The organism is Stenotrophomonas maltophilia (genome assembly GCF_003970865.1).
Lineage (GTDB): Bacteria > Pseudomonadota > Gammaproteobacteria > Xanthomonadales > Xanthomonadaceae > Stenotrophomonas > Stenotrophomonas maltophilia_AR.
On sequence record NZ_RXLZ01000013.1, the window covers coordinates 61,920 to 83,416 of the forward strand.

9 protein-coding genes and 1 tRNA gene are annotated in these 21,497 nt (G+C 62.5%); 2 read left to right on the forward strand and 8 right to left on the reverse strand.

Annotation, left to right across the window (positions count from 1 at the left end):
- Nucleotides 1-38 precede the first annotated feature (38 nt).
- On the forward strand, nt 39-665 hold the full coding sequence (locus tag EKL94_RS06440) for an SEC-C domain-containing protein (protein ID WP_081029745.1): 627 nt from the start codon (nt 39-41) through the stop codon (nt 663-665).
- Nucleotides 666-668: 3 nt separating this feature from the next.
- Here the strand turns inward: EKL94_RS06440 and EKL94_RS06445 are convergent.
- Nucleotides 669-771 (reverse strand) — tRNA-Ile (locus EKL94_RS06445).
- Nucleotides 772-863: 92 nt separating this feature from the next.
- Nucleotides 864-1,415, reverse strand: a complete 552-nt coding sequence (locus EKL94_RS06450) for a 3'-5' exoribonuclease (RefSeq protein WP_126928446.1) — start codon at nt 1,413-1,415, stop codon at nt 864-866.
- Nucleotides 1,416-1,636: 221 nt separating this feature from the next.
- Here EKL94_RS06450 and EKL94_RS06455 point away from each other — a divergent pair, with 221 nt between their 5' ends.
- Nucleotides 1,637-2,203, forward strand: coding sequence for a hypothetical protein (locus tag EKL94_RS06455; RefSeq protein WP_260473395.1), 567 nt, complete (start codon nt 1,637-1,639; stop codon nt 2,201-2,203).
- A gap of 923 nt (nt 2,204-3,126) precedes the next feature.
- Here the strand turns inward: EKL94_RS06455 and EKL94_RS06465 are convergent.
- From EKL94_RS06465 to EKL94_RS06490, 6 genes are all read right to left on the reverse strand, one after another.
- Complete coding sequence (locus EKL94_RS06465; protein ID WP_126928448.1) at nt 3,127-3,843, reverse strand: 4'-phosphopantetheinyl transferase family protein; 717 nt, start codon at nt 3,841-3,843, stop codon at nt 3,127-3,129.
- Nucleotides 3,840-4,550 carry a thioesterase II family protein gene (locus tag EKL94_RS06470; RefSeq protein ID WP_185829999.1) on the reverse strand — a complete coding sequence of 237 codons (711 nt, stop codon included), beginning with the start codon at nt 4,548-4,550 and terminating at the stop codon, nt 3,840-3,842. The genes EKL94_RS06465 and EKL94_RS06470 overlap by 4 nt, the downstream gene beginning before the upstream one ends.
- Nucleotides 4,551-4,615: 65 nt before the next feature.
- Nucleotides 4,616-6,259 carry a cyclic peptide export ABC transporter gene (locus EKL94_RS06475; protein WP_126928450.1) on the reverse strand — a complete coding sequence of 548 codons (1,644 nt, stop codon included), beginning with the start codon at nt 6,257-6,259 and terminating at the stop codon, nt 4,616-4,618.
- Entirely contained in the window at nt 6,256-14,028 is a 7,773-nt protein-coding gene (locus EKL94_RS06480; RefSeq protein ID WP_126928451.1) for a non-ribosomal peptide synthetase, read from the reverse strand. The genes EKL94_RS06475 and EKL94_RS06480 overlap by 4 nt, the downstream gene beginning before the upstream one ends.
- The gene (locus tag EKL94_RS06485) at nt 14,018-20,743 is read right to left on the reverse strand and encodes a non-ribosomal peptide synthetase (RefSeq protein WP_126928452.1); all 6,726 of its coding nucleotides are present in this window, start codon (nt 20,741-20,743) and stop codon (nt 14,018-14,020) included. The genes EKL94_RS06480 and EKL94_RS06485 overlap by 11 nt, the downstream gene beginning before the upstream one ends.
- A partial coding sequence (locus tag EKL94_RS06490; RefSeq protein ID WP_148105798.1) for an AMP-binding enzyme occupies nt 20,740-21,497 on the reverse strand: 758 nt, incomplete at its 5' end. The genes EKL94_RS06485 and EKL94_RS06490, both read right to left, overlap by 4 nt.

The following is a 21,497-nucleotide window of genomic DNA, read 5'->3' on the forward strand; positions in this document are numbered from 1 at the left end:
AGAGAACACCCGGCGCAACGATCACAAGGAGCTTTGGCATGAGCGGAATAACCACCACACCCCCGGAAATCACCCGTGCCGTGCGGCGCCTGACCGAATCCGTCGTGCGCGGCGCAGAGCCGGTCTATCTTGATGTACAGCCGGAAGCCGACGCGATCGTGCACGAGTGCTTTCCCAACGTGCAGGCCAAGGTCGCGCGCGACGGTGGTCAGATGCTGTGCGGGTGGCAGCTGTGGGAATGGCCGCACGTGCTGGTTGAGGCAGAATTCCATGCCGTGTGGGTCAGTCCCGCAGGGGAAATGGTCGACATCACGCCAAAGCCTGAAGGTGAGACACGCATTCTCTTTGTGCCGGATCCGCGAAGACGCTACGAGGGCCTGGCCATCGACAACGTCCGCATGCCATTACGCGATGACCTGCTGATCAAGCACTTCATCCAGATGTCCGAAGCGATTGTCCAGGTGATGAACCGCGGCGAGCGATCATCCCAGTATGGCGAGGTCAGCGTGCCCGCCAATGAAATCCAGCCTCTTCTGCAGGCCAGAGACTTTCTGGGCCAGTCACTCGGTGCGGGATTGCGCGAGCATGCACCGTGCCTGTGCGGCAGCGGCAGCAAGTACAAGCGCTGTCATGGCGCGCAAGTAGAAGCATTCTTCCGTCGTTGACGGTGGTGCCCCTGGTCGGAATCGAACCGACGTGTACGCGCTTATCTGGCGCGTGCTCTCACCGGGGTATAAGGCCGGCGCTCTGACCAACATGAGCAACAGGGGCGTGATCGATCGATGCGATCACGCCGGTATTCGAGGGTCGAGCTGGCACAGGCGGTTCATGGGGCAAGCATACCGGGGATGGACGCCATGCCGCTATCCCCGGGCGCGGCGATAGGAGTGGGCCCACGCCGGAGCAGGGATGCGGTCGGTGGCCACCAGCCAAGCCATCCGCAAGGCCTGCGCGTCCACCAAGGCATGGTGGCGCCTGGCCCTATGTTCCGGATGGGCCGCGAACCAATCTTCCACCAGCAATCCCGGAAGGCCTTCCTTGGACATGCGCGTCATGACCGGGGCCGGCCGGGGGCCGCACGCAGCAACCTGGGCATCAGGGAGCTCAAACCCATCCAAGGCATACCGCAGCAGCTGAAGGTCGTTCGGGAAATCCGCCATCACCGCCGGCGCGTCGGCCTCGCTGAGGAAGGCGCGCAGCTCGGTCGTCAGGGCGGCATCCGGCAGGGCTGCGTCGCCGCGGTCTAGCAGCGGGTAGACGCTTTGACGAACGAAGTCGGTGGGAGCCTCGGGCAGGCTGGCTCGCTCAGCGTAGAAAAGGCGGTCTCCACCTTCGTTCACCAGCGCCAGACTCACCAGCTCGCTGCCCGTTACATCGGCCCACTCGGTGCCCAAGAAGTAGTACGTGGTGGCCATGATTGAATGGTGCCACAGCTTCCCGGGGAGGGCCGAGCCTGGACGTGCGGCCGAGGGTAGAATTCAGCGATCCATCAATCGGTTAGCGAAGATCTGGCCGTGTTCGTAACGATTCCCTGCCAACCCTCAAGCATGCCCAGGAGTCCGCCCGTCGAGAGCTTGCGTCGTCCGAGCGGGCCCTAGCTTCCGAGCGTGATGCGCTGGAGGCCAGTTCCCGACTTGTGGCTGAAGAGCTGGCGCAAATGCGTGCAGAGCGTGACGTTGCAATCACCGGGGAGAGAATTGCAACTACCCAAGCTTCAGAGCTACAGCACCTGGTCGACCAGCTTCAGCTACAGATCTCTGAACTTGCAGAGCAGCGCGACCTCGAGCGTCGAAGAGCCGACCGAACCGAGACAGCGAAACAGCAACTCGACGTCCGGCTTCACGAGGCCCTAGAGACGGCGAAATCTGAGCGGGAGGACTGGACCGAGTACGTCAGATCTGTCGAGAATCGAGCGCTCGGCGACGTGGATCGAGCCCGCCAGGAGGTGAAGGAACTCCAGGTGCAGCAAAGCAAGGCATCCGAACAACACAGGGCCCTTGAGAAGCAGCTGCGTCAGGACATCCAGGCCGCCCAATCAGCGGCCGCCACGGCCAGTCAGTCTGCCGATGTCCTGCGCGGCAAATGTGACGCGCTTGAGGGGCAACTTTCAGGGCTTCGAAATTTGCCAGCTCAGCTGGAAGTGGCGCTCAAGCGATCCAAAGAAGTTCGTCCGCCTGCGGCTCGCAGACGCTCAAAACAATAGCGCTGTGCCGCCCTCCAGGGCACACGAAAGAACGGGCCGGCTTCATTTGTGCCGGAGGCCAGTCCGCTGACTCCGCGCAAGTCGCGTTCTGCGAGCTAGCCAGGCAGCCCAACAGACAAATGAGACCGCAAATCCGACGATTACCATGGCAACCAGCATGATCTCTCGATCAGTGTCGTTCATTGAGGGAGTCTCGGAAGTTGAGCCTTAGCGTCTATGCCATGGTACCTGACGCTTGGGAGTGCAAGTGCGGGCGCGATGGCTGCATTTGAAGTTCTTTCGAAAGAATCCTCAGCTTGAGCCCGCCCAAGCGCGGGCAGCATGGCTGCATCTTGGCTTGACGCACCAGGCATGCCAGGCCGGAATAGGATCGTAGGATGATGAGCAAAGGCTCATGTTCCAAAGGCGCTGCGTTCGAACGCGTAACACTTTTACCTGGCGCTTGGTAACAGATTTACCTGCTTCGTCAGCAAGAGCCGAGCCAGAGGCCCAGCCATTGCCACGCGGAGCCTGCAAAGGCTGCGGTCGCCCGATACATCATTTCGCATAATGTATATTATGTTCAGACCCCTGAGCTGAGCACCAATGCTCGGCAGATATGACGAACTCGGTCCAGTCTTCCCGCTCAGATTTCGCGGTCTCTAGGGCCTCGTGAAGCCGGACGTCAAGTTGCTGTTCCGCTGCTTCAGTTCGATCAGCTCTCCGAAGCCCAGGATCACGCTCAGAACGTACTTGTGTCAGCTCTTCAGCTACTCACGGTGTTCCGCCAGCCTGTCCTCAGGTGAGTCCGGATCCGCTCGACGGCTGGACGCTCGCCCTTGCCCACCAGGGCGTCGGCGGCGGAATGATCGTCAGATTCAGTGATAACGCACGCCGAGAACGCGCCTCCGCTCTGGAAGCGTGAGAAATCCCAGTCCGAGAGATCATGGTCCGTGCAGACCCACCGAACAACCGCCTGCATGGGTAATCAGCCGCGGCACCGCTTGTGCCCGGCCCTGGACGACGACCGACGCCATATGCCCGATTGGCGCTGACACGTCTGCACCCCACCACACAGCACCGGCCCCATCACCGCCAAGTGGTTGCCATTGGCCACCCCACTCGACTCCGCCTACGTGCTGGTTGCTGGGATCCTCCAGCAGGCCTACGCCACGGGCCTTCAACCATGCCTCCTTGCGCACCCAAAGCCGGGCCAGCGCGCTGGCAGCATGCGATTCGGGCGTGCGTTGGAGGTCGGCCCGCTCCTGCTCCGAACAGATGTAATCACGCATCGCGCCCGGGTCAGTGATGCTGGCGATGCATTCAATGTCCGCCCCTACTTCAGTGGAGGCAACGGCCAGCACGGCATGCGAGGTGGCGTGTGACAGGTTGAACCGGACCGGGTGGTCTCCGACCAGACAGGGCTTCCCGTGACGCCCGCGCTCGAAGCGAAGCGCTGCGGGGGGCAGCTGCAGACAATCTCCGATGATTCTGCGCAGCTGCCCGTGCGCGACGGTGTAGGCCACCCTGTCGCGGAGCGCGTGAAAGCGGGCAGCGCGATGCTGCTCTTCAGCCGACAGCAGCGACCCAAGTTCGCATGCCTGGTGCATGTCGTCCAGCGGCCAGCACCAGCAATGCACCTCATCTGTTTGCAGGGTCACTTGGACACCGCATGGGACTGTGCCATCGCCGACCAGTCCCCCAGCACGCTTTCCACGATTGCCCGGTCATGGTCGAGTATGAAGAAATGCCCTCCCTTGAACCAGTGCACCTTAAATCCCCGCTGGGTTTCCTCGCGCCACATCGTTACCTCCAGCGCGTCGGGGTCATGTTCGTCGCACCCGGCCAGTACCGTGACGGGAATCCGCAACAGGTCGGCCTTCCGGTATCGGTAATCGAACGCCATGCGGAAGTCGGCACGCACGGCGGGCAGTACCAGTTCCATCAGTTCGTCATTGGCTAGTACCGCTGGCGGCGTAGCTGCATAGCTCTGCAGTACACTTTTGAGCTCGTCGGCCGGCAGGTCGTGCACACGTCGCAGGGGGCGCCGTCGCTGCGGTGCATCACAGGCGGAGACGAACAGGTGCTCGGGTAGCGGCAGTCCCGCGGACTGGAGCAGGCGCGCCAGCTCAAACGCCAGCAGAGCACCAAGGCTGTGGCCGAACACCACGAAAGGTGCCGGGTCCAGCAGGTTGATCTCCCGGGCCACCGCACCTACAACATCGGCCAGGGCCTCCAGTGGCTGCTCCAGCAGCCGGTCTGCGCGGCCGGGCAGCTGTATCGCACAGATCTCGGCGCGCGCCCCCGCGAGTGCCTGCCAGCCGCGGTAGGTGCTGGCATTTCCGCCAGCAAAGGAAAAGCAGAACACGCGGCGTGGCGCCCCCTTCTGGGGCGGCCGGGCAAACCAGGGCGAATGTCCACCCACTCGCAGCATCAGCTCGTCCCCTCGGATTCGGCGAACTGGCGCGCGTGCGCTCCCGCGATGGCGCCGTCCTCCATGCGGATCACCCGGTCGGCATAGCGGAAGTAGGTCTCGTCGTGACTGATCACGATGACAGCCTTGCCGGCGGCCTTGAGCGTCTGGAGAATCTGCGTGTAGAAGATCCGTTTGAACTCCGGGTCTTGATCGGCCGCCCACTCGTCAAACAGGTAGGCGGGACGATCTTCCAGGAATGCTGATACCAGCGCCAAGCGCCGCCGTTGTCCGCTGGAGAGGCGAGTGGAACTGAAGCGACCATTGGTAACCCGGACCTTGTGCTCCATTTGAAGAATGCGCAACTGCTCGGCAGCAGCCCGATCGAACTTCGCATCGTCCTGGGCGACGGCATGTTCGAACAGCTGAAAATCGGCGAAGACGGCTGAAAACTGATTGCGATAGGCGGCTACATTGTCAGCGGTGACCTGCTGATCGTTCACGAACACAGCCCCCTTGTCCGGTTCATACAAGCCAAGCAGCAGCATGGCAAGCGTTGTCTTGCCGCTTCCATTGCCACCGGTGAGAAACAGTATCTCGCCTGACCGTACAGTCAGGTTGATGGGCCCCACATTGAAGGCGGCCGTCGAGCCATCTTCGGTACGGCGTTCGACCTGCCGCAGTTGCAGCGTCAATGGTGCATGGATGACGAGCGGCGCATCGCCGGAGGACGGCGGCCGCACATGGTCGTCCAGTTCAGCACCCACACTCTGCACCCGGGCAAAAGCGATGCTGGCCTGACGCAGCGGCGGCAGTATTGCCAGCAGTTCGCCCACCGGCCGGATCAGGTAGAGCAGGATCACCGTGGCGGCCGCAGCGGCTGGCAGCATGTCCGGATACAGCGCGGGGATGCCGAACAACACCAGGCCGATGATGACGTAGAAGCTTGCCAGTCCCGCGTTGGAGATGACCACATAGCCGGTCATTGCCTGTATGTAGGATGCGCTGACCTGACGTGCCTCCGGCAAGACGCCCTCTTCGACCACGAACGCGGCGCGACGGGCATTGAGCTGCAGTTCCTTGGCGCCAGCCACCAGAGTGCCAAACTGGGCATACAACGCATCCAACTCTTCCCGGACCCGTCGCAGGCTTTGGCGCGGACCACGCTCGGCACGCCCGTAAGCCGCCATGGCCACCCCCAGCAGGACGGCGATCGCCACGAACAAGCCGCCGGACGTGATGGCCATGTAGCCCAAGCAGATCAGAATAAGTACGCCGTTGGAGAATGCCAGTGGAATCAGCGCCGACGCGGACACGATGACGTCGGTGTCCTTGGTCAGGATGGCATTGAGTCGCGCAGCGCCAATGGCCTGTTGCTTGATGAATGGCACCTTCAGCAGCGATCTGCTCAGGTCCTCGCGCAGGCGCACCACTGTCGCCTGCGCGGAGCGCATCAGCAATAGATCGCAGACGGTCTTGGAAAGCAGGAACACCAGGCAGGCGAGTGCATACGGCCATCCGCCCGACATGCCCTGCCCGGTCATCGCATGCCCGATCAGCACGGCGAGGCTGGCGCCTGCCAGACCACTCACCACCCCGGTGACTGCGCCGATAACGAATCCAAGCCGGGAATGCCGGAACAAGTAAGCGGTAAGCGCCTTCATTGCACACTTCCTGCGGCTGTGCCATCTATCCGCACAATGTCCCTGACAATTGACAGGTACTGTGCGCCGAGTGCCTCGATCTCGGATCTATCGAAGTAGGCAGCGCTCCAGTTGAGGGTGAGCAGTCCTGAGGCATCGGCCTGGCTCATTGCCATGGTCAGGTTGAGCGGATAGTGGAACCGGTCGAACGCATGGATCCGCTTGATATTGACACCTCGTGGCTGGGCTTCGAGCTGGCGTGAGTGATGGAAGTCGACGAAATTGAACGATCCGAAGAACAACGTGTCAGCTTCAGGAACCATCACTCTCAGGTCGGCACGGGCGTGCTGCTCCACTTCCTGCAGTCGGCTGGCGAGCCGTCCGCAGTCGTCGCCTTCATCTGCGGCCACGGGAGCCATGTTCCAGAACAGCCCGACAGCACCCAGCGGATCAGACAGTTTTTCACTGCGACCGTTCATGACCACGCCAACCGTAGTGCGCTTTTGCCCGGTCATCGCCCGCATGAGATGGTGGTAAGCAGTCACGAACAGCGCCTTGAGGGGAACCGCGTTTTCTCGGCAGTATGCCCTGACCTGCTCACCGAGCAGGTTATCCATGGGCAGCGCGATGGGTTCCAGCGATCCGCCGCCCGGGTCGCCGCGTCGCGCGCGCAGGGTAGGTGTCCGCTCGACCGCATTCCAGTAGCGGCGTGCCCTTCCCTGCGCTTCGGTATCCTGCTCCAGTGCCACCAGCTCGCCCGCTACGTTGGCTTGAGCGGTCAGTGCGAAAGACGCCCCGCGGCGGCAGGCTTCATATGCCTGCAGCAATTGCCCGAGAAACACGATGTTGCCCCAGCCATCGCAGATCGCATGGTGGATTGAAATCATGAACTCATAGCTGTTGCTGGAGCGTGTGAACCACCGAAAGCGGTACAGCGCCTGACCGCCAAGTGCGTCGAAACGGTTGACCCGGTCCTCACGCAGCACCCGCAGCACGGCAACCTCCTGTGCCGCGGCATCGAGGTGCGACAGGTCATCACGTTCCAGTATGAAGGGCATATGATCCAGCACAGTCTGCCAGATGCCCTCGCCGTCCTGGCTGAAGCGGGTACGCATGGCAGGGTGAGCGGCGATCAATGCCTGCAACGCTCGCGCCATGGCATCTGGATCCGGGTCTTCATCCTGCACATGGAACGACTGCTGGCAGTGATATACCCCCTCATCTCTCGACTCCCTGTAGCCCATGACCATGACCTGCTGCATGGACGAAAGCCGATATCGACCGCGCGGCAACGCTGCCACGGCTGATACAGGTTTCGGTGGCGATGCGGGGGGAGACATGCACGTCGCAAGCGCCGCGATCGTGGGGTGCCTGAGCAACTGCACTACTGTGAGGGCAATGCCACGGCGGCGGACCGCCTGTACCACCTGCACGGCGCGGATGGAGTCACCACCGAGTGCGAAGAAGGGGTCGTGAACGCCCACACGCTCGAGTAGCAGGACTTCGCACCAGATAGCGGCCAGCATTCGCTCCATGTCAGTGAGTGGCGCAGTATAGGAGCGTCTGGCGACGGCGCTGTCATCCGGACGTGGCAGCCTAGCCCGGTCCAGCTTCCCGTTTGCATTCAGTGGCCACTGCGGCAGGATCACATAGAGGGCGGGCACCATATAGTCTGAAAGGTTCATCAGCAATGCATCCCGCATGTGCGCGGGGCTGCCTATCGCTTCGTTGTGGCCCAGCACGTAGGCGCACAGTTGCCGTCCCTCTCCGGCATCTTCGTGGGCGACAACCACGGCGTCGCGCACGCCGGGCATGGTGCGCAACCGAGACTCAATTTCGCCCAGTTCAACGCGGAAACCGCGGATCTTGATCTGGAAGTCGTTGCGCCCCTTGTATTCGATCGTGCCGTCCGGCAACCAGCGTGCCAGATCGCCGGTTCGGTAGCGGCGGGCGCCAGTATGGGGGCTGTTCGGATCTGGGAGGAAGTGTTCCGCCGATAGCGCCGGACGATGCAGATAGCCTCGACTGACCGGGGTGCCGCCAACGAACAGCTCCCCGTAGACGCCGATCGGGCACGGCGCACCATGTGCATCCAAGATCTGGATGGTGCCGTTGGCGACCGGCTTCCCGATATGCGGGCGAGGCGCACCTGCACGAACGTCGGCAATGGTGGCGTCCACGGTGCATTCGGTGGGGCCATACACATTGAAGAAGCGCGTACCCGGCAGTGCCCGCATTGCGGTCCACAGCTCCGCGCTGACAGCATCGCCACCGATTATGAATGTCATCGATGCGCACAGCTGAGCAGTTGAAAGGCCAGCCTGGAACCACATGGCCAACTGCACGGGAGTGCCGTCCAGTACGTCAAGGCGCGCGGTCCGTAGGAAATCGAGCATGCCCTCGCCGGAGAAACGCACCTCTTCAGGCACCATGATCACGCAATGGCCCGACATCAGTTGTGTGATGGACTTCAGTGATGCGTCAAAGGCCACGGAAGCGTTCAAGCCGATTCGGGCACCGGGCGGATACGGCGCAAAGATGGACTCCTGAAGCGCCATCCATAGGTTGATAACACTGTGATGCTCCACCATCACGCCCTTGGGCAAGCCTGTGGACCCTGACGTATAAATGACGTAGGCCAGATGACGATCACTCAGGCCCGCTACCGATATCGGCGTGTCGAGCGCGTGGGTGACCTGCGGCCCATCAATACCCAGAACCGGCAATTCGCCGGCGACCGCCTGCAAACAGGGCGCCTGAGCGCAGGTGCTTACCAGCGCAAGTGCGCCGCTGTCGTCCAGAATGTGGCGAATGCGCTCAGGGGGCATTGCCGGATCCACCGGAACATAGGCGGCGCCCGCCTTGAGGATGCCCAGTAGACCTACCATTGTGCTGATACTGCGTTCGGCGCCCAGCGCTACACGGTCGTCCGGTCCAATACCGAATGCTGCCAGCACGTGTGCAACCTGGTTGGCGCGTCGGTTCAGTTCGCTATAGCTGAGCACAGTGCCACCCTCTTCCACGGCATCGGCATTCGGCTGCAGCAGGACCTGCTGCTCGAACTGCTGGTGGATCAACGCGGATGCCGCTCGGGGCCGGGACGTGTCGTTGAACGTGTGCACTACCGCCTCGCGCTCATCGGCTGATATGAGGCTTGCCGACAACGCAGGCGCCGCTGGATCCGCAAGCATCCCACTCAACGCGGCCTTGTAATAGCCGAGGATACGCGCCGCATGGCGGGCTCCGATGCGCTGTGGATCAACTTTGAGCTGGAACGCAATCTGATCTTGCGACTGGCTGAACGTAGCAGACAGCGGGTAGCCGGTAGCCTCGTGGCTGTGGTTGCCCAGAATTGTTACACCTGAAGTGCCGGCGAGCTGGTCGTACGCATGGAAATGTACGTAATTGAATGTGGATTCGAAATGTGCAACGCGGCCGTTTTCCGCGTAAAGGGCGAAATATGGATGGAAGCGATGCTCTATGACGTCGAGTTCACGCTCGAATGTCTGCAGGATCGCCTGTTCCCAACTGCTGTGCGTGCGTGTGACGCGCAATGGAAGTGTGTTGAGGAACAGGCCCAGCACCTTGTCGCCATCCTCGGCTTCCGGGCGAACATTGCATACCAGTCCCGTGATCACATCGTCCGTGTTGCAGATCAGCGAAAGCACGCTCATGTGAGCACACAGCAGCACCGTGCGTACCGGTACGCACAGGCGATCCGCCAATCCCTGCAGCCCCCTCAGCTGATCGACGGGGACCATGTCCTTCAGCGTGCCGCTGAAGTCTGCAACGTCATCCCACTCCGTGCCCATACCGGTTGGCATGGGGCAAGGAGTGTACCCGCCGAGGTGCTTCCTCCAGAAGGCGCGTTGCGTCTCCGAGGTCAGTGCCTGCTTTTCTGCGGCGGCGGCGTGCCCTGGATGGGTGTTTAGTGGGGCCAGCAACAGCCCCGGTCCGGGCGCGCCCAGCCGCGCGAGGTACCCACCGAAAAGCTCGGCCTGTAGCAGTGACACGCTCCAGCCATCGAGAATGGCGTGGTGGAAGCTGAGCGTGTATTGCAGCGATCCACCACGTAAGTGGACGAAAATCCGGAGGAGCGGGGCCTGCGACTCGTCGAAGTCGTTTCGCTTCTCGGCCTCCAGGAAGTTCTGGATCTGCACGTCCTGTTCAATGCGGTCGAAACCGGATAGGTCCATGACCTGCAGAGGTACATTGGCTTTCTTCCATACCGTTTGCATCGGCTCGCCCTCCGAATCGAAAACGAATGCGGTGCGCAGTACGGGGTGGCGGCGGGCCATGACCTGCAACGTTTCCCGCATCAGGGGCTCATCCCAGCGCGGGAGCTGCAACTCCAGGCTGAAAACGTCGTGGTAGACGCCGCGATCAGATTGAGCCTGGGCATCGAACAGCATCCCCTTCTGCAGCATTGTCATGGGGTAGCGTGCTTCGAGCGATGGATCCCCCGCAAGTACTGCATCCGTGGTGGTGTCGACGGCGGAAATTGGTCGCTGGCTAACGGTGACCTTGGCCAACTGGGCCACGCTCGCGCTGCGGAACACCTGCGCGACGCTAAGCGACAGGCCGAGTTTCTTGGCCTTGGCGACCACGGCGATAGTGCGGATGGAGTCGCCGCCCAGCTCGAAGAAATTGTCATGCCGACCTACCCTTTCGATCCCGAGCACGTCCTGCCAGATTGATGCGATGACCTGCTCCACCTCGTTGACGGGGGCTTGGTATCGGTGCGTCGCAATGGCGGTGGCGTCTGGAGCGGGCAGCGCATGGCGGTCGAGTTTACCGTTGCCCGTCAGAGGCCATTCCTCTACGCGCACGAATGCAGTCGGGATCATGTACTCGGCCAGGTGATGGCGCAGTGCCTCACGCAGCGCTGCCGCGGAAGGATTCCCGCCTGCCTCTGCGATCAGATAGCCCACCAGACGCTTGTCGCCCGGCGTGTCCTCCCGCGCATGCACCACGGCCTCGCGCACCCCGTCGCAGGCCTGCAGGCAGGCTTCGATCTCCCCAAGCTCGATGCGGAAGCCTCGGATCTTTACCTGGAAATCGTTGCGGCCCAAGTACTGAAGATCGCCATCTGGCAGCCTGCGGCCAAGATCGCCGGTGCGGTACAGCCGTGCCGATGGATCGCTGTCATACGGATCGGGAAGGAAACGTTCGTCAGTCAGTTCCGGGCGGTTGAGGTAACCACGCGCAACCCCGGCCCCGCCCACATACAGCTCTCCGCAGACACCGACTGGCACTGGCTGTTGATGCGCATCGAGCACGAGGATGCGCAAGTCACGCAACGGAGTTCCAATCAGGCTGCCCCGCCCCGCTTCCACATCGGCGCGTTCGATGCGACGGAACGTGGCATGCACTGTGATTTCCGTAATGCCATACATGTTGACCAACCGGGTGCGGTCAGGGTCGTTACGGAGGATCCAAGGTGCCAGCATGGAGAGGTCAAGCGCCTCGCCGCCAAAAATCACATGACGCAGCCGGTGGCGCAGCGTGCTGCCGGCCTCTGCTGCGATCAGCTGACGAAACGCACTGGGCGTTTGGTTCAGCACCGTGACGCCCTGCTCTACCAGCAGCGCGTGGAACTCACCAGGGCTGCGGCTGATGTCGGTCGGCACCACCACAAGGCGCCCGCCGTACAGCAGCGCACCCCATAGTTCCCACACCGAGAAGTCGAATGCGATGGAATGGAACAGTGTCCACACTTCGTCCGGGCCGAATTGGAACGCGTCACGCGTTGCCTCGAACAATCGTGTGACGTGACCATGCTCGACCATGACGCCCTTGGGCTGACCGGTCGAACCGGATGTGTAAATCACATAGGCCAGATGTTGAGGGTGGAACCCTGCCATGGACGGCTTGTCCACCGGCTGACCGCGTAGTACATCCAATTCATCAAGCAGCAGCAACGGCACCTGGGAGAATGAGGGGAGTTGTTCGGCCACGACCGAGTCGGTCACCAATGCCATCGGCGCACTGTCGGCGAGCATGAACGCCAAGCGTTCGCGCGGAGCCGAAGGGTCCATCGGTACGTAGGCGGCGCCGGACTTGAGGATTCCAAGCACCCCCACTACCAGGTCCAGGCCGCGATCCATGCACAATGCCACGCGTTGCTCGGGTCCGGCCCCTCGGGCTCGCAGTGCGTGCGCCAGTTGGTTGGCGCGGACGTCGAGCTCGCGATAGCTTAGGGTCTGCTTGCCGTGCACCAGTGCCACTGCGTCCGGAGTACTGGCGGCATGCGCCTCGAAGGCCGCTTGGATAGGAGCGTTCTGCACATACCGCGTTGGTGCGTCGGGAACTCGCACCAACGCCTGCTGATCCACAGCGGACAGCAAGGGCAACGTGCTGACACGTTGCTGATCATTGGTTACCATGCTCGCCAGGACATGCTCAAATGCTTCGGCCATGGCCTGGACGCTCGCCGGTTCGAACAGATCACAGGCATAATCCAGCCCGCCGTAGAGCTCGCCAGCGCGTTCCACAAGGGACAGCGACAGTTCAAATTGAGTGGTCACCTGCGGCATTGGCAATGACGACAGCGCAAGCCCCGGAAGACTGAAATTACTGCCGTCCGGGGTGTTGTCCAGTGACAGCATTACCTGGAACAGAGGGTTATGCGCGAGGCTGCGGACCGGCTTGACGGCGTCCACGACCTGCTCGAAGGGAACGTCCTGGTGTGCATAGGCTGCCAGCGCAGTGCTCCTGATCTGCGCAAGGAGCTCGGCCACCGTCGGATCCCCGTCCAGTCGCACCCGTAGGGCAAGGGTGTTGACGAAAAAGCCTATCAACCCGGCAAGCTGGGGGCGCTGGCGGTTGGCAATCGGGGTGCCGATTACCAGGTCTGTCTGTCCACCGAAACGGGACAGAACAATTGACCATGCACTGAGCAGTGTCATGAACAGCGTGGTTCCGTGCTCGCGGGACAGGTGCTTGAGTGCGGTCAACAGTGTGGTACCGATCCGGAGTGGCAGGCTGTTGCCCCGGTAACGCTGCACAGCGGGTCGCGGCCTATCGGTTGGCAAGTCGATCGCGACCGGCGCGCCAGCCAAGTGCGTCTGCCAGTGGTCAAGCTGGCGCTGCAACGCCCCGTCGCGTAGCCAACCGCGCTGCCACACCGCATAGTCGGCATACTGCAACGTCAGGGGCGGCAGCGGGTCTTCCCGCCCTTCACTGAAGGCAGCATAGAGGGTGCCCAGTTCCTGCATCAGAATGCCCAGCGACCACCCGTCGGACACGATGTGATGCTGGGTTATCAGCAGCACATGCCCATCTTCGGACAGGCGCAGCAGCTGTCCGCGCACCAAAGGTCCCTGCGCCAAGTTGAACCGCCGTTGCGCCTCAGCAGACCCCATTGCCAGTACCGCGAGTTCCTGCTCTTCGACCGCCATACCTGACAGGTCGTGATGATCGAGCGGAAAGCCGACGCCGCCTGCTGCGATGATTTGCCTGGGTTGCCCGTCCACACTTTCAAAGTGCGTACGCAGGCTCTCATGGCGCGCAACGATCCGGTCCAAGGCCGCCTGCAACGCCGTGTGGTCGAGTACGCCCTGCAAGCGAGTTGCCGAGGCGATGTGGTAAGCAGCACCTGCTGCCGGGTCTAGCTGATCCAGAAACCAGAGTCGCTGCTGCGCCCAGGACAACGGCGGCGGCGGCCCGGATCGGCGAGGGATCACGGCCGGAACTGCCACGACCTGCCGCCGGGCATGTCGCTTCTGCAGTTCACGCAGCAGTACCGCGCGCTTCAGCTGCTCAGCCTCCGACCCTGTTTCAATGCTCATTCTGTTCTTCCTCTTCGAGCATCCGGCGAAGGTCCTGCTGTGACAGGTCACTAAGCATGCTTCCCAGCTTGTCCACGTCCTCGTCCTGGAACTGGGCGATCTGGATGCCCACTACCGCATCGGCGAGGGCCGCCAGCACGGGGCGCTCGAACAGCGTGCGGACGCTGAACTCGATGGCGAACGCGTCGCTGATCCGGGCGCACAGCTGCACCGCCAAAAGGGAATGTCCACCAAGGTCGAAGAAGTTGTCATGACGACCGACCAGCGCGGCGCCAAGCACATCCTGCCAGATGGCAGCGATGGCCTGCTCGATCTCGCCGACTGGCGCTTCATGATCTTGCTTCGCAAGCGCATCTGCTTCGGGTATCGGAAGAGCCATCCGATCCAGTTTGCCGTTGGCCGTCAGCGGCCACTGCTCCACGCGCACGTAAGCGGCGGGAACCATGTAGTCCGCTAGGTGGCGCAGGAGGGACTGGCGCAGCGTCGCGGAGGCGAGTTCCGTGCCGGGCTCGGCCAAGACGTAAGCGACCAAGCGTTTGTCACCGTCCGCTTCCTCACGTACTAGCACCACGGCTTCACGGATGCCGTTACAGGCCAGCAGGCGTGCTTCGATCTCACCCAGTTCGATACGGAATCCGCGAATTTTCACTTGGAAATCAATGCGACCTCGGTATTGAAGCTCTCCCTCGGGCAGCCAGCTGGCCAGATCGCCAGTACGGTAGAGTCGTGCCGAGGGATCGCTGCTGTAAGGATCTGGCAGGAAGCGCTCGGCGGTCAGTTCCGGGCGGTTGAGGTAGCCACGCGCCACGCCGCTACCACCCACGTAAATTTCTCCGGTCACACCTATCGGCACCAGCTGTTGGTGCGAATCCAGAACCAGCAGCCGCAGGTCTGAAAGGGGGGCGCCGATCACGCTGCCCCGCCCGGCATCTACGTCGCTGCCATGGATGCGACGGAACGTGGCATGTACGGTGATTTCCGTGATGCCATACATGTTGATCAACTGGATCTTATCGGGATCATTGCGTGCGATCCACGGTGCCAGCATGGGCAGGTCGAGCGCTTCGCCGCCGAAGATGACGTAACGCAGGTGATGCATCGCGGCGCTCTCAGCTTCCGCTGCGATCAACTGCCGGAAAGCGCTGGGTGTCTGATTGAGAACGGTGACGCCCTGATCCACCAGCAGTGCATAGAACTCTGCGGGGCTGCGACTGACCTCCGTGGGTACTACGATCAAACGACCGCCGTGCAGCAATGCACCCCAGACCTCCCATACCGAGAAATCGAACGCGAAAGAGTGGAACAGTGTCCAGACGTCATCGGCACCAAAGGTGAATTTCTCCTGCGTGGCAGCGAACAGACGGCTCAGGTGCCTGTGTTCGACCATCACTCCCTTGGGCTGGCCGGTGGATCCAGAGGTGTAGATCACATATGCAAGATGCTGTGGCTCCAATGCTGCCGTGACCGGGTTGTGGCGGGATTGACTGCCCACCATGTCTGGGGTATCGACAACCACCAGCGGAAGCGCTGGCGCATCCTGGAATCGCGACACCAGATGCGACTGGGTCACGACAGCCATCGGTGCACTGTCCGCCAGCATGAACGCAAGGCGCTTGGGCGGTGTGGTCGGCTCCAGCGGGACATATGCCGCGCCGGATTTAAGGATACCCACAATTCCGATCACCAACTCGGGCCCACGGTCCATGCACAGTGCCACCCGCTGTTCGGGGCCGATGCCGCGGGCCCGTAACGCGTGGGCCAACTGGTTGGCGCGAGCATTGAGCTCGCCGTAGCTGAGTGTCGTGTCTTCGAAGACGATGGCTACCCTTTCCGGATGCTGCTCGGCGTGCGCCTGGAAACGTGCATGCAGGAACTCCTGGGCCCCATGGTCGTACGGCATCGGGGAGAACGACGACAGCAGACTATTCCGCTCGTTTCCGGGGAGCAGTTCAAGCGCGCTCACCTGCTGGCGGTCATCACGCACCATGCTGTCCAGCACAGTGTGCAGATAGTCGATCAATCGTTGCACTGTAGTGGGGTCGAACAGATCGCTGGCATACTCCAGTCCGCCCAGCAGCTGACCTCCGCTTTCGACGAATGAGAGTGACAGATCGAAATGCGTCGTCACATGCGGGGTGGGGACAGAAGACAGGGTCAGCCCAGACAGGCTGAGCTCCCCTCCGCTGGGGGTGTTGTCCAGGGACAGCATCACCTGGAAAACCGGGCTGTGCGCCAGACTCCGTGCGGGCTTCAGCGCCTCAACCACCTGTTCAAACGGCACGTCCTGATTCGCGTAGGCCGCAAGCGTGGTGGCCTTTAGCTGGGCCAGGAGCTCGGCCACGGTGGGATCCGGATCCAACCGGGCCCGCAACGCCAAGGTGTTGACGAAGAATCCAATCAGCGGCTCGATCTCCGGACGTTGACGGTTGGCGACCAAGCTGCCGATCACCACATCGGATTGGCCACTGATCCGTGACACTACGATGGACCACGCCGCCAGCAAGGTCATGTACAAGGTTGTGCCATGCCGCTGGGAGAGGCGCCGCAGCGCGGTCACACGCTCGGCGGTGATCTGCAGGGGCAGATTGCCACCTCGATAGCTCTGAGTCGCCGGCCGCGGGCGGTCCAGCGGCAGCGTGAGAAGGGCCGGTGCGCCGGAGAGGTGGGTCCGCCAGAAGTCGAGCTGCTGTTCCAGTACCTCGCCCTGCAACCAGCTGCGCTGCCACGTAGCGTAGTCCGCGTACTGCAGCGGTAGCGGTGGTAGCGGATCTTCCCCTCCTGAGCTGTAGGCGCTGTATAGGGTGGATATCTCGTGGACCAGCACGCCGAGCGACCAGCCATCGGAGACGATATGGTGCTGGGTCACCAGTAGCACGTGCTCCTGCGCGGACAGGCGTAGCAGGCGCCCACGGATCAGGTCGCCCTCGGATAGCGCAAAGCGCTTCTGTGCCTCGGCGGCCGTCAGCTCCCGCACGGCCGCTTCCTGCTCGGCTGCGTCCAGTGTGGAAAGGTCGTGGACGTCCAGGCTGAAGCCGCAGTCTGGCGTATCGATGACCTGCTCCGGGCGTCCGTCCACGTTGCGGAAGCGTGTGCGAAGGCCTTCGTGACGGGCCACGATGCGATCCAGCGCGGCCTGCAGCGCCGGCTGGTCCAGGCTGCCGCGCAGGCGGATGGCAGTGGGAATGTGATAGGCGGCTCCGGCCGCAGGGTCGAGCCGATCCAGGAACCATAGCCGCTGCTGGGACCAGGACAACGGCAACGCCTGGTCTCGCGGAACCTGTAGCAGTGGCGGTTGTACCGAGCGACCTGCCTGCGCGATGCAACGAGCAAGATCGGCCAGCGTAGGATGGTTGAACACCTCACGCAGCGCGACCTCAACGTCCAGCAATCGGCGCAGCTGCGAGATCAGCTGGATAGCCAGCAGCGAATGACCGCCAAGGTCGAAGAAGTGGTCATTGCGCCCAACTTGTGCAACATGCAACAACTGCTGCCACAGCTGTGCCAGCGTCACCTCGATCTCCCCACGCGGCACATCAAAAAACTCCACACTGGCCACCGCACGCTCAGGCGCCGGCAGTGCCTGCCGATCAAGCTTCCCGTTGGGGGTCAGCGGCCAGGCTGGCAGCTGCACGAAGGCGCTGGGCAGCATGTGTTCGGCAAGCGAACGTGCCAGCGCAGCGCGAAGCTCGCCGGCCTTGACCGGATCGCCGGAGCTGGAGATGAAATAAGCAACCAGCCGCCTGTCGCCGGGCTCATCTTCACGCAGCAGAACCACCGCCTCGCGGACATCAGGGCAACCCTGCAGTGCAACTTCAATCTCACCGAGCTCGATGCGGAAGCCGCGGACCTTCACCTGGTGATCGTTGCGGCCGAGATAATCGATCGTACCGTCGGCCTGCCACGCCCCCAGATCGCCCGTACGGTACATCCTCGCGGCGGGTCCAGGTGAGAACGGATCCTGGATGAAGCGCTCAGCAGTCAATCCAGGGCGTTCGAGGTAGCCACGCGCCACTTGTACGCCCCCTATGTGGATCTCGCCGGGGACCCCCAATGGCACTGGTGCGCCCCATTGGTCAAGCAGGTAAATGGGGGCGCCAGCGATCGGCTTGCCGATGCTCTTTCCCGGATGCCGGCTGTCGACCAGGTCGACCGTGCACCAGACACACGCTTCAGTGGGTCCATACTCGTTGTACATTCGGGCGGAAGCCGGCATGCACTCGGCATGGCGGGTGGCCACGCGGTGACTCAGGGCCTCGCCAGCCACGATCACCGATCGAAGTGATTCCAGCCCCTCGCCGTTGCAGTAGGTCAACACGGCGTCGTAGAGCGAGGGAACGCTCAGCCAGGCCTCGATGCGATGCTCGCTCACCAGTCGGGAAAGTGCGGCAGGATCACGCGCCTCGTCATGGCGGGCTACCACCAGGGTTGCGCCGGAGCAGAGCGCCCAGAAGATCATCGCCACCGAACTGTCAAACGCAAAAGACGGAACCAGCAGCATCCGAGAATCCGCCGGGTAGTAGGCGATCCGCGCGCGGGTGGAGGCGACGATACCTGCATGGTGGACCATCACGCCCTTGGGCTGACCGGTGGAGCCGGACGTGTAGATGACATACGCCAGATGATCTGCCGATAGCCCGGTCTTTTCCGGGCGCTGCGTGGGCTGTCCAGCAGTGATCGGGCATTCATCGTCCAGCGTGACCACACGATGTGTGTCCGTGCCCAATGCGGTCAGCATGCCAACCAAGGCGCGCTGGGTAAGCACCACCTGCGGCGCGCAATCACCGATCAAATAGGCCAGCCGTTCCGGTGGATACGCCGGATCCAGAGGGACATAGCCGGCACCGGCCTTCAAAATGCCGAGCATGCCGACCACCATGTCCACGCTGCGCTCCATGCACAGGGCAACACGCCCATCGGCAGCGATACCGGCAGCGATCAGGTAGTGCGCGACCTGGTTGGCGCGCTGCTCCAGCTGGGCGTAGCTCAGAGATGCGTCGCCGCAGATAACGGCCACCCGGTCAGGGGCTGTATCCGCCGCCTGTTCGAACAGGGAATGCAATAGGGTGTCCGAGTCGACCTCGGGAGCTTCCGGATTGAATGCCACCAGCATCCCGCGCTGCTCGGATGGCGGGAGCATTGGCAGCTGGCATACCGGTGTCTGAGGCTGCAGTTCCAGGGTATCGACCAGCCCCTGCACGGCCCGGTCAAGATAGCCCACGATGCGGTCCGCGACGATGCTGCCAGTACATTGCGCGTTTAAAGAGAAGCCCACGCCGTTGTCGTCCACCGACATACTGAGCGGATAGTTGCTGCGCTCCTCTATGTGTACAAGCTCCACACCCATCCAGCTATCTGCCTCCTCCGGGCTGCCGCGTGCCGCGGTGGCGATGGCTGTGTGTCGGTAGTTGAGCAACGTGGTGAACAGAGGCAGCGGTGCCTCGACAGCGCTGCAGCGCTGTGCCATCGGAAGGGGAGCCTGTTCGTGCTCCAGTAACCCGGCCAGTGTGCTGGCAGCTTGCTGGACAACGGCGCCGGTGCTGCGGTTACCCAGCCTGAAACGCACGGGCAACGTATTGATAAACATGCCCATTACACGGCTGGAGCCCTCCGATGCTCCCCAGCGTCCGGCCAGGACGGTACCGAAGACGACATCGTCGCGGCCGCTGCAACGGGCCACAACGTGCGCCCAGGCGACATGAAACAAGACAGCTGGGGACACACCCAAGCGTCGGGCACAAGCGCGAGTGCGCTGGGCCAGAGCCGGGTCCAAGGTACGCCGTGCCTCGTGGAAGTTCTCATTCTGTGCGTGCACATCAAGAACACCAAACGGAGCGGTCGGTTCGTCCACGTCGCCCAGCATGTCAGTGAAGAACCTCTCATGCCCTGCATCAAGAGGGGCTGAGGTGTGTGCGATGAAGTTCCGATACGGCAGGCTTGCGTCCAGCGCGCTTCCTTCATCACGCATCAAGGCGCCCACCTCATCGATCAGCAACTGCAGCGAATAGTTATCGCTGATGATGTGATGATCCAGCAGCAGCAGGAGCCAGCCAGTGCCGTCTGCTTCCGGGGCGATGTAGGCCCGCAAGAGCGGTGCCACACGCAGGTCCAAGCGAGTACTACGCGGATCGATCCGGCGCAGCAGCTGTGGCAAGACATCCTCGTCCGGTGCCACCGTCAGCGTCTCGACCCCTAGTGTGGCGGTGCGGTGAACGACCTGGACTGGTGTCGACAGTCCCGTCCAGTGCACGGACGTACGCAGGATGTCATGGCGATCGATCACGCGCTGAAGTGCCGCGACAAAGCTGTCCAGCCGCTCGCGACTGTCGAATGCGATGACCGAGCGCATCAGGTAGGCATCGCCCGCCTGGTCCAGCAAATGATGGAATAGCATGCCCTGCTGCAAGGGGCCCAATGCGTAGATGTCCTGGACGGAATGATGGCCATCGCCTGCTTCGGCGACTACCGCGTCGATTTCCTCTTGGCTCAGGCTCACGAGCGGCAGCATGTCGGGCGTGATACGCGATGCATCGCGCAAGCGTGTGGAGCTGCCATGCTGGGTCAAGTGTGCGATCAGCGCGTCCCGGTTCAACCTCAGTGACTGTTTCAGTGCCTCTGTCAATGTGCCTGGCGGGGCACGAAGGGCCAAGCGGCCATCAACTGCCTCGATCTTGATGCCCAGGTCGGCGAGCTCTGCCAGCAGGTCCATCGCGCTCATATCAGGAATTCCTCCATGTTGTCATCCGCCAGGGCTGCATCTGGAATGCGGTTTTCCGGCACCACGAATGCACCGTTCGCCCTGTCACCGAGAAGATGAGCCAGGGTCGAAGGTGTTGGCGAGGTGAAGACACTCTTGACATCAGCGTACAGGCCGCGGTGACGCAGTTGCTCGATGACTGTGATCACCAGCAACGAGTGCCCGCCCAGTTCGAAGAAGTTGTCGTGGCGTCCCACCTGCTCCAGTCCCAGCACCTCCTGCCAGACCGCAGCGATGGCCAGTTCTGTCTCCCCCACCGGCGCCTCGTAGCCGCGAGCGGCCACGGCGCTGGCGTCGGGCGCCGGCAATGCAGCCCGGTCGAGCTTGCCGTTGCTGGTCAAGGGCCAGTGGTGGACGCGCACAAACGCGGCAGGAACCATGTAGTCGGCCAGGTGCAACAGCAGGTGGTCGCGGAGCTCTGCAGCACTGGGATCCGAGTCCGGCTCTGTGATCACATAGCCGACCAGGCGTTTGTCGCCGGGGCTGTCCTCGCGTGCAAGCACCACCGCTTCGCGTACCCCATCACACGCCTGCAGGCGGGCCTCGATTTCGGCCAGTTCGATCCGGAAGCCACGAATCTTCACCTGGAAGTCGTTGCGGCCCACGTACTGCAGTTCGCCACCGGGCAACCAGCGGCCCAGGTCACCGGTGCGATACAGTCGCGCCGACGGGTCGGAGCTGTAGGGGTCGGGCAGGAAGCGCTCGGCAGTCAGCT